Origin of the sequence: Candidatus Pristimantibacillus lignocellulolyticus, from assembly GCA_023639215.1 — a bacterium.
Lineage (GTDB): Bacteria > Bacillota > Bacilli > Paenibacillales > Paenibacillaceae > Pristimantibacillus > Pristimantibacillus lignocellulolyticus.
In genome coordinates, this window is record CP097899.1 from 787,143 (window position 1) to 800,883 (window position 13,741).

The following is a 13,741-nucleotide window of genomic DNA, read 5'->3' on the forward strand; positions in this document are numbered from 1 at the left end:
TTGGAAGGCACGTTCATAACGACTAAATCTATTTATCTAAAATCCCCGCTTTAATAAGTCCGTTGCGGATTCCCTTTTCATCTACATGCGTTGTTACAAAGTTAGCATATGGAATAACATCAGGATGCGAATTGCCCATTGCAATACCGAACCCCACATATTCAAGCATTTCTTTATCGTTCAAATTATCACCAAATGCGATTGCATCTTCTTTAGTTAAGTTAAGCTGATTCAACAAAGCTTCAATTCCTTTAGCTTTAGAACCTCCGATCGGTAGTACATCCAATGCTTTCTCATGCCATCTAATGAATGTAACGGAATCTTCAAAAGATGTATACAAATGCTCATCTTCTGCAAGAGTATGCAAAAACATTTGATAGATTGGTTCTTCTTTCCAGAAATCAGCATTAACTTTAGGAAATTCTACTTTTAATGAACCGACTGATTCTAGCATATATTCATGCCCATCATGATCTGTGTAGTATTGAGACTCCCCTTCAAAACATAGAGCATGTCCATGGATCTTAGATTGTTCAACTAATGTTGCTAATGTTGATGGTGCAATTGGATTACGATAAATAACTTCTCCTTTATATACAGCAAGAGCTCCATTCAAGCAAACATAAGATTCAATACCAACTTCCTTTAGCAGAGATTGTAAGAAGTATGGTGCACGTCCTGTTGCAATAACAGGCTCAATCCCTTTTTCTTTCATCTCAGCAATAGCATCAATTGTATCTTGTGGAATAACTTTTTCCTCATTAACTAACGTTCCATCAATATCAAAGAAAGCAATTTTGTAGCTCATTTCGTCTCCCCATTTCTCTTGAATGATCTCTCAGCTTCCGACGAATGACATATTCGCACCGAATCTACTATGAAATAATTCATCGTAATCTCGAGCGTACTTTTTGAACATCCTCTGTGAAGTTAATAGTTAAGTATAATATGGTATATCTATTGAAGCAATAACAACTATTACCGTATTACCTGATTCTATGACCTAACTGGTTGACGCACAAGATACATCATCAGGAACGAGATAATAATCATAAAGACAACCCAAGCTATAGCCAAAATCGTCCGATCAGCGTCCATAGCGACGTAGATTGCAGTTGCAACCGTCTGTGTTCGTCCAGGAATATTACCCGCAAGCATTAGTGTTGCGCCAAATTCTCCTAACGATCTTGCAAAACCTAAAATAAAGGCTACGACTAGCATACGGTGATTCAGCGGTAGTGCAATGTAACGAAATACTTGCCATTCCGTAGCACCTTGTGAACGTGCAACATCCTCCAAAGCAGAATCAATCGAATCAAAGCCAGCCTTCATCGTCTGATACACAAGTGGAAAAGCAACAACTATAGCAGCGACCACTCCTGCCCACCACGTAAATACAAGCGATTGGCCGAATACAACTTCGGACAACTGACCAAGAAAACCTTTCTTGCCAAATGCAAATAGCAAAATGAATCCTATTACCGTGGGAGGCAATACTAATGGAATCATAAATATTGTATCTACAATTACTTTCCCGCGAAATTTCGCTCTACTCATATAACGTGACACTATAATCGCTAATATAAAAACAATAATACTAGCGACCATTGTTATTTTAATGGAAATTAAGATCGGTTCAATAAATGCTCCCCAATCAAATTCATTCATAATTATTCAGCTCGCTTAAAGCCATTTTGTTCGTAAAGAGCAGTTAATTCTTCACTTAACAAATAATCAAAAAATAGTTGCGCTGCTTCAATTTGTTTACTATTTTTCAATATGGCTATAGGATAAGTTATTGGATCATGTGTTATAGAATCAATATGGTGAATGATATCGACTTTATTTGAAGAAATGGCATCTGACAAATAGACAAAACCAAGTTCGGCATTACCTTGCTCAACATAATTCAACACTTGTCTAACATCTTTAGCATACACATATTGTTCTTTCCATGCATCCCATAATTTTTCATGTTGCAACACTTGTCGTGCATATTGTCCTGCTGGAACAGTATCTGGTTCGCCTATTGCAATATATGTTGGGTTTATCTCGTTTAACAATTTCGCTACAGATACATCGTTGGCAAGTGCTATATTCACGAATTGTTTATTCGCAACAATGACCATTTCATTTTTCAAAAGTGGAGTAGACTTTTCTAGTAGCGCCTGTTCTTCTAAAGCATCCATCTGCTTCATTCCTGCAGATACGAATAGATCAGCGGGCGCTCCTTGCTCGATTTGCTTTTGTAACGCTCCTGAAGATCCATAATTCACTTCAACAACAATATCAGAATGCTCAGCCTTGAATTGTGTAATAATATCATCCATCACTACACTCAAGCTGGCAGCAGCGGATATAAGAATTTTTTGCGTTTTACCCTTTGTTTGTACTGGTGTAACACCTTCAACAGTAGTATTAACATTTTCTTGTTGATTACCATTTGTTGAACAGCCTACTATTAACATAATGATGAGTACCATAGTGCATACTACAGTTAACTTACTGTTACGTAATGTTTTATTCATGCTGTTCTCCTAGCTCTAATCATTTCTAATTGTATTATCTTTTAGGATAGCATGAGATTTTTCTTTTTCATAGTATTTATAGCATTGGTTAAAGGTAATTTCTTGAAAGACAACGTGCCTTATGCTACACTGTTCCCAACTCAGTTGGAGGTTAATAATTATGATGGAAAAACCTTTGGAACGTGCAATCATTGTTGGATTGCACCTTAATCAACGCCTACAGGCAGACTTTGATTATTCTATGCAAGAACTTGCCTCTCTTGCAGATGCTTGTCATATTACAGTAGTAGATCAACTAACGCAGAAGGCACAACGCGTCACATCTTCACATTACCTTGGAACGGGTAAAGTAGAAGAGCTACGTCTACTAGCAGAAGCTCATGAAGCAGAAACCGTTATTTTCAACGATGAACTATCTCCTTCTCAGATTCGTAATCTTGAAGCTGAACTTGATCGTAAAGTTATTGATCGTACCATTCTAATTCTCGATATTTTCGCGGAACGTGCTCAAACTAGAGAAGCACAACTTCAAGTTGAAGTTGCTCGTCTGCAATATATGCTTCCGAGATTAGTCGGTTTACGCGCATCACTAGGCCGTCAAGGAGGCGGCGGTGGCGCAGGTTTACGTAACAAAGGTACGGGAGAAACGAAGCTTGAGCTCGATCGTCGTCGTATAGAGGAACGTATCTCAATGTTACAGCAAGAGCTTGAGAAGCTAGTTGCTACTCGTCAGACACAACGTATGAAGCGTAAGAAAAATGAAGTTCCTGTAGTCTGTCTCGTCGGTTATACGAATACAGGAAAATCAAGTCTTATGAATGCTTTGCTTCGTCATACTGATCCTGAAACAAGCAAAGAAGTTTTCGTTAAAGATATGCTATTTGCGACACTTGAAACATCAGTTCGACAAATTGAACTTAGCGACAATAAGAGCTTCCTGTTAACAGATACGGTCGGCTTCGTAAGCCAGCTTCCCCATCATCTGGTCAAAGCATTCCGTTCTACATTAGAAGAGGTTGCAGAAGCTGATCTTCTTATTCATGTCGTTGATTACGCGCACGAAGATTATCAAAAGTTAATTGATGTAACGAATGCAACGCTTGAAGATTTAGGTACTAAAGGAATAGAGATGGTCTATGCCTATAATAAATGTGATCTTACTGATCATCCATATCCTGAAGTTCAAGGAAAAAGTATTTATATGTCTGTTCGCGAAGCAAAAGGTATTGATGAACTAATCGGAAGCATTCGTCAGCAACTATTCAGTCATTATGTGAAATGCTCAGTACTTATTCCATATGATCAAGGACGTATCGTATCTTATTTCAATGAACATGCGCAAATCTTTGCAACAGAATACGAAGAACAAGGTACACGAATTGAGATGGAATGCAGTAGCGCTGATTATGAGCGCTACAAAGAATTCTACTTAGAAGAAGCTCAGTTATAACCAAAAAGTCATCCCCAGTAGCAGCCTACTGAGGATGACTTTTTGTTATGGTACCAAGCGAGTGTACGTCACTAGTACACAAGCATTTTTAGCCTTACCTCTTCTAATCAAGGGCAAAAAGTTCGGTTGTCAGCACCAAGAAGATGCCCTTCAGCGCAAACGAGTAGCACAGCGTACGTTTTGTGTACGTGAGCACACGCAGGCTTTCGATGGAGGGCATATTCGCCGTCGACTATGCTACGTTAGCAATACATCGTGATCACAAGCGAACTTTTTGCCCCACCTCTTTAATCAAGGGCAAAAATTTCGGTTGTCAGCACCAAGAAGATGCCCTTCAGCGAAAACGAGTAGCACAGTGTACGTTATTGGTACACGAGCACACGCAGGCTTTCGATGGAGGGCATATTCGCCGTCGACTATGCTACGTTAGCAATACATCGTGATCACAAGCGAACTTTTTGCCCCACCTCTTTAATCAAGGGCAAAAATTTCGGTTGTCAGCACCAAGAAGATGCCCTTCAGCGAAAACGAGTAGCACAGTGTACGTTATTGGTACACGAGCACACGCAGGCTTTCGATGGAGGGCATATTCGCCGTCGACTATGCTACGTTAGCAATACATCGTGATCACAAGCGAACTTTTTGCCCCACCTCTCTAGTGCTTGCGTTTGTAGTAAGTGATTCCTAGGGCTAGCGCCAACACAGAACCCTTCACAATATCCATCGCATAATATGGAACAGAGAGCATAATTAATCCACTAGATAGTATACCGATTAATACTGCACCGATAAATGTACCGAAAGCATTCGGCTTTCCTGAACCTAAAACTGAGTAGCCAATAAACGCAGCTGCAACTGCATCCATTAAGTATGGTGCACCAGCGTTAACTTCTGCTGTCATAACACGAGCTCCTAGAATAATACCACCAATACCTGCAAAGATAGCGGCTAATCCGTATGCTAGATAACGATATTTACGTACAGGGATTCCTGATAGCTTAGCCGCTTCTGGATTACCTCCAATCATATACATATAACGTCCATGCTTTGTATAGGTTAGGAAAATGTGTACAAGTATTACAACGACAAACATAATAATAATGATCCAAGGTACTTTCCCTAGTTGTCCAAAAACTTTCGGAATAGAACCCGGTGCATAATCACCACTTGGCATAATCATATTTTTGGATATTGTAGCACCACGTGTATAAGTTAATGCAATACCTTGAATAACGAACATCGTCGCTAACGTCATTAGCATATCTTGTATTTTAAAGCTAGTAACGAGAAAGGCGTTTAGTAGTCCAATAATAATACAAACTACAAGCGCAACAATAATGCTGACGCCAATATTTTGACTATGCCATACGAACATTGAAATAACAACGGCATTAGCTAATGAAGCAGTCGAGCCCACGGATAGATCGAATCCCCCTACGGATAACGATACCGTCAATCCAACCGCAATAATTGTTACAATAGAAATCGATCGTAATATGTTAGTAATGTTTGTAGATGTGAAGAAATTGTCAGTAGCTAGACCGAAAAATATAATTAATACGGCGATTGTAATTAATGTTCCATATTTATATAGAAAATCGAACCACTGAAAGCTTTTCTTTTTTACCCCAACTGTACTCATTGCTATTGCCCTCCTGTACTATAAAACATAATCTCTTCTTCTGAAGTATCCTTTGTATTAAGCTCTTTGGCGACTTCTCCGTCATACATTACGTACATCCGATCTGTTATTCCGATCATTTCGTTCATTTCACTTGAGGCAAAAATAACACTTTTCCCTTGTGCAGAAAGCTCGGCTATAAGATAGTAAATATCTCGTTTTGCTCCAACATCTACACCTTTAGTAGGTTCGTCAAAAATATATACATCCGCATCTGCTAGCAACCATTTACCTATTGCAATTTTTTGTTGATTACCACCTGATAAATTACCAACAAGCGCACTCTCATTCGGCGTTTTAATCGCTAGCTTCTCGATCATTTTATTAGCTGCTATCTTTTCTTTCGCCTTACTTAACCACGTATTCATAGTAGTATGAGGTTTCAGATGAGAAATCGTTAAATTGACAGCGACATTATCCTCAACAAAAATACCTTCACGACGTCTTTCCTCTGGTATCATCGCCAAGCCCATTTTCACCGCTTCATATGGTGATTGAGCCCTCAAAACTTTACCATTAACTCTAATGACACCACGTTTTTTCGGAGCTGCACCAAACAATATTCGACATAGCTCCGTTTTTCCTGCTCCAACTAACCCCGCTAAGCCAACGATTTCTCCTTTTCGTACAGTTAGCGATACACCATGCACTTTATCGTCATCCGCAACATCTTCTACTTCAAAAGCAATTTCACCTAGTTTACTAACTCGTTCAGGAAATTGACCACCAAGTTGAGAGCCTAACATATGTTGAGCAACACCAGCTTGATCCAATGTCTGGATCGGAGCAGATAATACAAATTGACCATCTCTTAATATCGTAATATCATCGCAAATTTGGAATAATTCAGGTAGACGATGAGAAATGAATATAATGCCGACCCCTTCTTGTTTTAAGCGATTGACCAACTCAAATAATCGAGATGTTTCACTATCACTTAGCGGCGCAGTAGGCTCATCTAGAATTAGAAAATTACATTCCATCGTAATAGCTCTAGCAATAAGAACAAGCTGCTTTTCTGCTAGAGTTAGTTCCTGGACAAGCTTTTTAGTGGATATATCTAGCTGAAGTCGTTTCATAATGATAGAGGCATCTTTGTGCAGTTGTTTCCAATTCACAAATTGCTTGCCTTTGGAATCATGTACTAGCTTCTCTAGCATAATATTTTCGCCAACGCTCAAATTAGGAATTAATAACGTATCAACTTCTTGATATACGATTTGAATTCCGTTATCTTTAGCGTCTATTGGGTTACGAATATTAACTTCTTCTCCAGCTAACTTAATTGAGCCACTGTAGTGACTATAAGCTCCTGCTAATACTTTCATTAGAGTTGATTTACCCGCACCATTCGCACCTATTAGAGCATGCGAAGTCCCTGAGTTCATTGCAAAGTTTACAGATGATAGGGCTTGTACACCAGGGAAGGCAATCGATATTTCATTCATTTCTAGCTTTACTTGAGGGTCTGACGCCAACTTATTCCACCTACCTTAATAATAGGATATAGAGCGCCACTCTCTATGCATGATAGAGTGCGGCGCTCTTAGTTTATTTTATAAGATTACATCATAAACACGAGTGGATGATTTGAACATCCTTATTTGAATAAAAGTTCAAATCGTTCGCTTGTCAGCACCAAGAAGATGACCACCAGCGAAAACGAGTAGCACAGCGTACGTTTTATGTACGTGAGCACACGCAGGCTTTTGTTGGAGGACATATTCGCCGTCGAATCAACTACGAAGCGGATCATCGTGATCACGAGTGGATGATTTGAACATCCATATTTGAATATCCTTACTTTTTGTTTGCTTCTTTCAGATTAGTCATCCAATCCTCAAGGAAAGCGTCACTAGTACCCCAGCCAGAAATTACATCACCTAGAGTATCCATTTTTACAGGTTCAGCGGCTGCTTTTAGATCAGACTGTTTTATGATATTCGCATCTAGATTATACGTAGCTGGAGTTTCTTCTCCTGCTAGCTTTTTAGCTGCAAGACGAACAGTAATGGCTCCAATTAACTTAGGATCTACAGCTGCAGTTGAAACCCATGGGCTGTTCTCTTCTTGAATAGCTTCTAAATCAGGATTAGAAACATCAATACCGAAGATTTTCACTTCTGTACGATCAGCTTCTACTAATGCACGGTGTGCACCAATTGCGAACGCATCCCAAGTTGCAAAGATCGCATCAAGTTCACCTTTAGGGTATTTGGAAAGTAGTGTAGCTACTGCATTTTGAGTGTCGACAGAAGTATTATCGTTAGCAACACCAAAGCGATCTAACTCAACAATACCAGGGTTAGCAGCAAGAACTTCTTGATAAACTTTATTACGACGAACCATTGGTGGAAAACCATCTACCCATAAATATAAGATCTTTGCTTCGCCACCAGTTTCGGCTACTAGATGCTCAAGTGCAAATGTTGCTAATGATTCATCATTTTGTGAAGTAGAAGTTACACCTTCGATAGTTGTTAGTCCTTCAATAGAATCAAATGCAACTACTTCAATTCCTTTATCACGTAATGCTTGTACTTCTTCAACCGTTGCTTCATCATCACCATGTGAAATAATAACTGCATCAATATCTTCATTAGCAGCTTGCTCAAGTGCTTCGTGGAATTTTAATGTATCTCCTTGCGCTGAGAATACATCTACTTTAAATCCAAGAGATTCTCCTTCTTGCTTAGCACCCGCTAAAAATTGAGCAGTATGATCGTCACCGCCGATTTTACGGATAACTTTAATCTTAATATCTCCCTTGTCTACCAAAGCAGCAGGAAGGTTTTCAACTTGTTGCTTACCAGTACCAGTAGTAGCGCTGTTATTTCCTTCGCCACATGCGGTAACCACCAATGCAACAACCAATAATAATACGATTGATGAATAGAATTTTTTAAGTTTCATGTATATTTCCCCTTTGTATGTAATGAAAATCACCTAATACTTAGTAATCCTATCGGATTTGTTTAATTAAGTCAATACTATTTATGCAATTATATGACAAATTTTTCATTTACAGATTAGAAGACGTATATTTTTCGTTATTATTCGACAAAAAGAATGTGTGTTCTATCCATCTAGTATTTATTAAACCGTACATACTAGACTTTGATGGTCAGTTTATAAAATTTTCTGTTTCTATTCCTACTTCATATAAAAACACTTACATTTCTTAATATCCTTTATTATTCTAATACTTATGACTATTGTATTATAATCTAACTCCGTACATTTTTGTAGTTTAAAATAAAAAACAAGCGAAAAACATATAGTTTCTCGCTTGTTTTATTAATTCGTTTGAATATCGTTCGGTTTTTACTGTTAAATTTACATTATTTATTAACTTCTATTCATTCAATAATGCTACGGCTTGCGCGTTGGAGATCACTTGCTCTTTATTTTTACAACCTGGAATTACAGCAGTAACAGCTTCATTTTTCAAACACCATGCTAATGCCCAGCTCGCCATATCGACGCCAGCTGGTACTTCTTCTTGAGCTATTTTTTCCACTTCCAACAAGCGAAGTGCTGTTTGCTCAGGATCATGACGATGACGAACATCATTACTACTAAAACTTGCACCTGGCTTGTACTTACCACTTAGATAACCACTTGCTAGAGGTACTCGAGCTAACATACCAAGATCTTGTGATTTACAAGAAGGAAACACCTCAAGTTCTGGTGCACGATCAAGACGATTATATACTGCTTGAATCGTTTTTGCACCTACCTTGGTCGCATTTTCAACTTGATGCATATTATTATTTTTACCGATCGACAATCCAAGATGACGAATTTTCCCTGCTTGGATCTGTTTATCAAGTGTCGTCCATAATTGATCATTATCAAAAGCGCTATCTGGTCCAGAATGGAATTGATACAGATCAATATAATCCACTTGCAATGCTTTTAATGAAGCATCTAATTGCTTAAGTACACTTTGCTCATCATATCGGTCTGTACGTGAGAAGATGGAATGGAACTCATGTCCGAATTTGGTAGCAATAATCCAATCTTCACGATTACGACGACTTATATAGTTACCGATAAATTGCTCAGACAGATGATCACCGTAACATTCCGCAGTATCAATGAGATTGATACCTAGATCATGTGCTTGATCAAGAATCTGATCTACCTCAGGTTGCGTATAATCAATTCCCCATTCTCCACCGAATTGCCAAGTTCCAAGTCCAATGACAGAAACATTCAAGTCAGTACTACCTAATCTTCTATACTTCATAATCTTTACCTCCTAAAACTTTTCATAGGTTCTTGAGTTACTACTTCGCAATGAAAAGTTACATCGGAAGCATTCCCTAAAACTTTTCATAGGTTCTTGAGTTGCTACTTCGCAATGAAAAGTTACATCGGAAGCATTTAGGTTGAACTTTACCCCTAGTTTACTTTAAATTTGATACACTTTTCACTCCGTGGACCTCATTTTTGAGGTCTATGACCGTACTTGATGCACTTTTTCACTCCGTGGACCTCATTTTCGAGGTCTATAACCGTACTTGATGCACTTTTCACTCCGTGAACCTCATTTTTGAGGTCTATGATCGTGCTTGAAGCGCTTTTCACTCCATGAACCTCATTTTTGAGGTCTATGGCTCGAACGAATTTAAGCTCGATTTAATGTAACTTTGCCACGTTAGCATATGTTCTATTACAGTATAACCTTTTGGTATATCGAGAGATACTACCTTCTATTCCTGATGCGAGTTTTTAGCCTCATCAATCTTGCGATCCAGTTCAGCTGTATACTGGTTAAATTGCTCTTCTGTCCAGCCAAGTTCACTTTTCATTGCTTGTAATACGGGTTCACGCCATGTAAGAACACTATCAATTTGAAAGAACATATCACCCGTTCTACGGATAAAGTAATCTACTGGTTTGGCTGCCATTTCATATCTCATCGCATATTGCAACATAATGGCAGGAAGTTCTGTAAGTCCAAACAATTTCCCCCAGCCTACTGCTTCCTTAGCCAAATCATACACTATTGGCACGTTAGTACCAAAGCGTCTAGCGAGTAATGTTGCGTTTTCCTGCGATAACCCTTGTTTCACTCCAATAGCAGCTTGAGCTTGAATATAAGCTTCCATTTTAGATGAACCACCAAAATCTCCACCGGATATCGGAATATGGCGAGTAGAAGGAGCATCCGATAATTTCATTATTCCCTCTTGTTTCATTAGTTCTACTGTCTTATTCACAACATCTTCTGCCATTTTACGATAACCCGTTAATTTACCGCCTGCAATGGAGATTAAGCCTGAATCTGATACGAATATTTCATCACGACGTGAAATTTCAGATGGGGACTTACCTTCTTGCTGAATTAATGGTCTTAATCCTGCCCAGCTAGACTCTACATCTTGATTCGTTAACTTCAATGTTGGAAAAATTTCATTAGCTATCGCTAACAAATAGTTTCGATCGTTATCCGTTGTTATAGGGTTCGATGTATCACTCGTATAATTCGTGTCTGTTGTACCAAGATAAGTTTTGCCTTCACGCGGAATTGCGAATGCCATACGACCATCCGCAGTATCAAAATATACTGCCTGTCTTAGCGGAAATCTCAATCCATCAAATACGAGATGGACACCTTTAGTTAATCGTAAAGTTTTTCCTTGCTTCGAACCATCAAGTTCACGCAGCTCATCCACCCAAGGACCTGTTGCATTAATGACTTTACTAGCATATATCTCATAGATTTTATCTGATAGCAAGTCTCGAACCGAAACACCAATTACTTTTTTCTGATCATCATATATTAGACTTTCTGCTCTTGTATAGTTAACTGCTATCGCTCCAAGCTCTCTTGCTTTTTTCATAACTTCAATCGTTAGACGCGCATCATCGGTACGGTATTCAACATAATAACCGCCACCCTTCATGCCTGCGCTTTTCAAAAGAGGTTCTTTTGCTAATGTTTGCTCGACATTAAGCATTTTACGACGCTCCGTTTTCTTCACACCTGCTAGAAAATCATACAATCTTAAACCTATCGATGTCGTGAATTTCCCCATTGATCCACCAACATATAAAGGTAATAACATCCATTCCGGCGTTGTTACATGAGGTCCATTCTCATATACGATCTCACGCTCTTTACCTACTTCCGCGACAACCGCAATTTCAAAATTTTTCAAATAACGTAAACCGCCATGAACTAACTTCGTAGAACGACTCGATGTCCCTCCTGCAAAGTCCTGCATCTCGATCAGACCTAAGCTTAACCCACGATTTGCAGCATCCAGTGCAATTCCCGCTCCTGTAATGCCGCCACCTATAACAAGCATATCTAGCTTTTGAGCTGCCATTTGTTCTAAACTTTGTGCTCGATTAAATACACTAAATAATTCATTCTTTGTCTGTCTGTTCATTAGCTCATCTCCTCTAGGGTAAAGCAATCGTTATTCTCATAAGTCCAACAAAAAAAGAGAAACCTCAGAAGCCGTTCATAAAGGGCATTAAAGCCCATTTAAGAACAGCATTCGTGGTTTCTCCATATCTCCAACCATTATTAACTTGTCGATAGTATATCATCATTATTCACAAAATGCCATTGCAGCCTTTACCGCACGTAACCAGCCAGCGAATAATTTCTCTCGCTCCGCCTCATCCATATGTGGGAAAAATACTCTTTCTACTTTATGAATAGCGGCTATCTCTTCTTTACCACTCCAGAAACCAACAGCTAAGCCAGCAAGGAACGCTGCGCCAAGTGCAGTCGATTCACTAATAAGTGGACGTTCTATAGCAACACCTAGAATATCACTTTGGAATTGCATCAGGAAGTTATTATGAATAGACCCACCATCAACAGCCATACTAGTTATTTTGTATCCAGAATCTTTCTCCATGACAGCAAGTAGTTCGCGTGATTGATATGCTAAAGATTCAAGTACTGCTCTTACAATATGCTCTTTACTTGTACCACGTGTTAACCCAAATATCGAGCCGCGCACATCACTATTCCAGTATGGTGTTCCAAGCCCAACAAATGCAGGAACGACATATACCCCTTCGGAAGAAGTGACGCTTAAAGCCATTTCCTCTGTCTGCGAGGCATGTTCTATAATTTGTAATCCATCACGTAACCATTGAATAGCTGCTCCCGCTATAAACACACTGCCTTCCAGTGCATACTCTAACTTACCATCTACTTCCCAAGCTATCGTCGTTAGCAAGCCATGTTCCGATGAGATCGGCGTTTCTCCCGTATTCATCAACATGAAGCATCCGGTACCATATGTATTTTTCGTATTTCCAATACTAAATGCGCTCTGTCCAAATAGAGCAGCTTGTTGATCTCCTGCTACACCTGCGATAGGAATAGAATGTCCAAGCAGATGTTCATCCAGATATCCATACACTTCTGAAGATGCCTTAACTTCCGGAAGCATACTTGCAGGCACATTCAATAAGTGAAGTAGATGTTCGTCCCAAGAACGGCTGTGAATATTGAACATTAACGTCCGTGAAGCATTCGACACATCCGAAATATGCACTTTGCCATTGGTCATATTCCAAATTAACCATGAATCGATTGTACCAAATAGTAATCTCCCTTGCTCCGCAAGTTCACGAGCACTATTAACATGATCGAGTATCCATTTAACTTTTGTACCTGAGAAGTAAGGGTCAATAACAAGACCTGTTTTCTGACGGAAATCATTCTCGTACCCGTCTGCTTTAAGTTGCTCACATATATTAGCTGTTTGACGAGACTGCCATACTAATCCGTTATAAATCGGCTTACCTGTTACTTTATCCCAAATTACCGTTGTTTCCCGTTGATTAGTAATCCCAATCGCTTCAATCTGCTCCGCAGTAATATTCGATTTTTCTACTACTTTTCGCATTACATTAAGGGTTGATTCCCATATAAACGTGGCATTTACTTCGACATGACCTGGATGTGGATAGATAAGTGGAAGTGCTTCCTGCTCTATAGCAACAATTGTACCTTGCTTATCAATCAGTAATGCACGAGTACTTGTTGTCCCTTGATCAATTGACATGATATATTTCGTCATGCTTATCCCTCCATCAAAGTAT

General features: G+C 39.1%; 10 protein-coding genes. 1 reads left to right on the forward strand and 9 read right to left on the reverse strand.

The features are described 5' to 3' along the window. Window positions 1-28: 28 nt before the first annotated feature. The 3 genes from NAG76_03205 to modA all read right to left on the reverse strand — a co-directional run bounded on the left by NAG76_03205 (window position 29) and on the right by modA (window position 2,528). Window positions 29-808 carry a Cof-type HAD-IIB family hydrolase gene (locus tag NAG76_03205; protein ID URN95284.1) on the reverse strand — a complete coding sequence of 260 codons (780 nt, stop codon included), beginning with the start codon at window positions 806-808 and terminating at the stop codon, window positions 29-31. A 188-nt stretch (window positions 809-996) separates the two neighbouring features. Further along, window positions 997-1,668 carry a molybdate ABC transporter permease subunit gene (gene modB / locus NAG76_03210; GenBank protein URN95285.1) on the reverse strand — a complete coding sequence of 224 codons (672 nt, stop codon included), beginning with the start codon at window positions 1,666-1,668 and terminating at the stop codon, window positions 997-999. A gap of 2 nt (window positions 1,669-1,670) precedes the next feature. Then, complete coding sequence (modA, locus tag NAG76_03215; GenBank protein URN95286.1) at window positions 1,671-2,528, reverse strand: molybdate ABC transporter substrate-binding protein; 858 nt, start codon at window positions 2,526-2,528, stop codon at window positions 1,671-1,673. Between the two features lie 163 nt (window positions 2,529-2,691). On the opposite strand from modA, the gene hflX reads away from it, so the two are divergent. Further along, complete coding sequence (gene hflX / locus NAG76_03220; protein ID URN96749.1) at window positions 2,692-3,978, forward strand: GTPase HflX; 1,287 nt, start codon at window positions 2,692-2,694, stop codon at window positions 3,976-3,978. A 655-nt stretch (window positions 3,979-4,633) separates the two neighbouring features. Here hflX and NAG76_03225 read toward each other — a convergent pair. From NAG76_03225 to glpK, 6 genes are all read right to left on the reverse strand, one after another. Further along, on the reverse strand, window positions 4,634-5,620 hold the full coding sequence (locus NAG76_03225; GenBank protein URN95287.1) for an ABC transporter permease: 987 nt from the start codon (window positions 5,618-5,620) through the stop codon (window positions 4,634-4,636). A gap of 2 nt (window positions 5,621-5,622) precedes the next feature. After that, complete coding sequence (locus NAG76_03230) at window positions 5,623-7,107, reverse strand: sugar ABC transporter ATP-binding protein (protein ID URN96750.1); 1,485 nt, start codon at window positions 7,105-7,107, stop codon at window positions 5,623-5,625. Between the two features lie 352 nt (window positions 7,108-7,459). Further along, the gene (locus NAG76_03235) at window positions 7,460-8,572 is read right to left on the reverse strand and encodes a sugar ABC transporter substrate-binding protein (protein ID URN95288.1); all 1,113 of its coding nucleotides are present in this window, start codon (window positions 8,570-8,572) and stop codon (window positions 7,460-7,462) included. 442 nt (window positions 8,573-9,014) lie between these two features. Continuing rightward, window positions 9,015-9,911 carry an aldo/keto reductase gene (locus NAG76_03240; protein URN95289.1) on the reverse strand — a complete coding sequence of 299 codons (897 nt, stop codon included), beginning with the start codon at window positions 9,909-9,911 and terminating at the stop codon, window positions 9,015-9,017. 466 nt (window positions 9,912-10,377) lie between these two features. After that, a complete protein-coding gene (locus tag NAG76_03245; protein ID URN96751.1) occupies window positions 10,378-12,000 on the reverse strand; it encodes a glycerol-3-phosphate dehydrogenase/oxidase in 1,623 nt (540 codons plus the stop codon). Window positions 12,001-12,228: 228 nt separating this feature from the next. After that, on the reverse strand, window positions 12,229-13,719 hold the full coding sequence (glpK, locus tag NAG76_03250) for a glycerol kinase GlpK (protein ID URN95290.1): 1,491 nt from the start codon (window positions 13,717-13,719) through the stop codon (window positions 12,229-12,231). Between the last annotated feature and the right edge of the window lie 22 nt (window positions 13,720-13,741).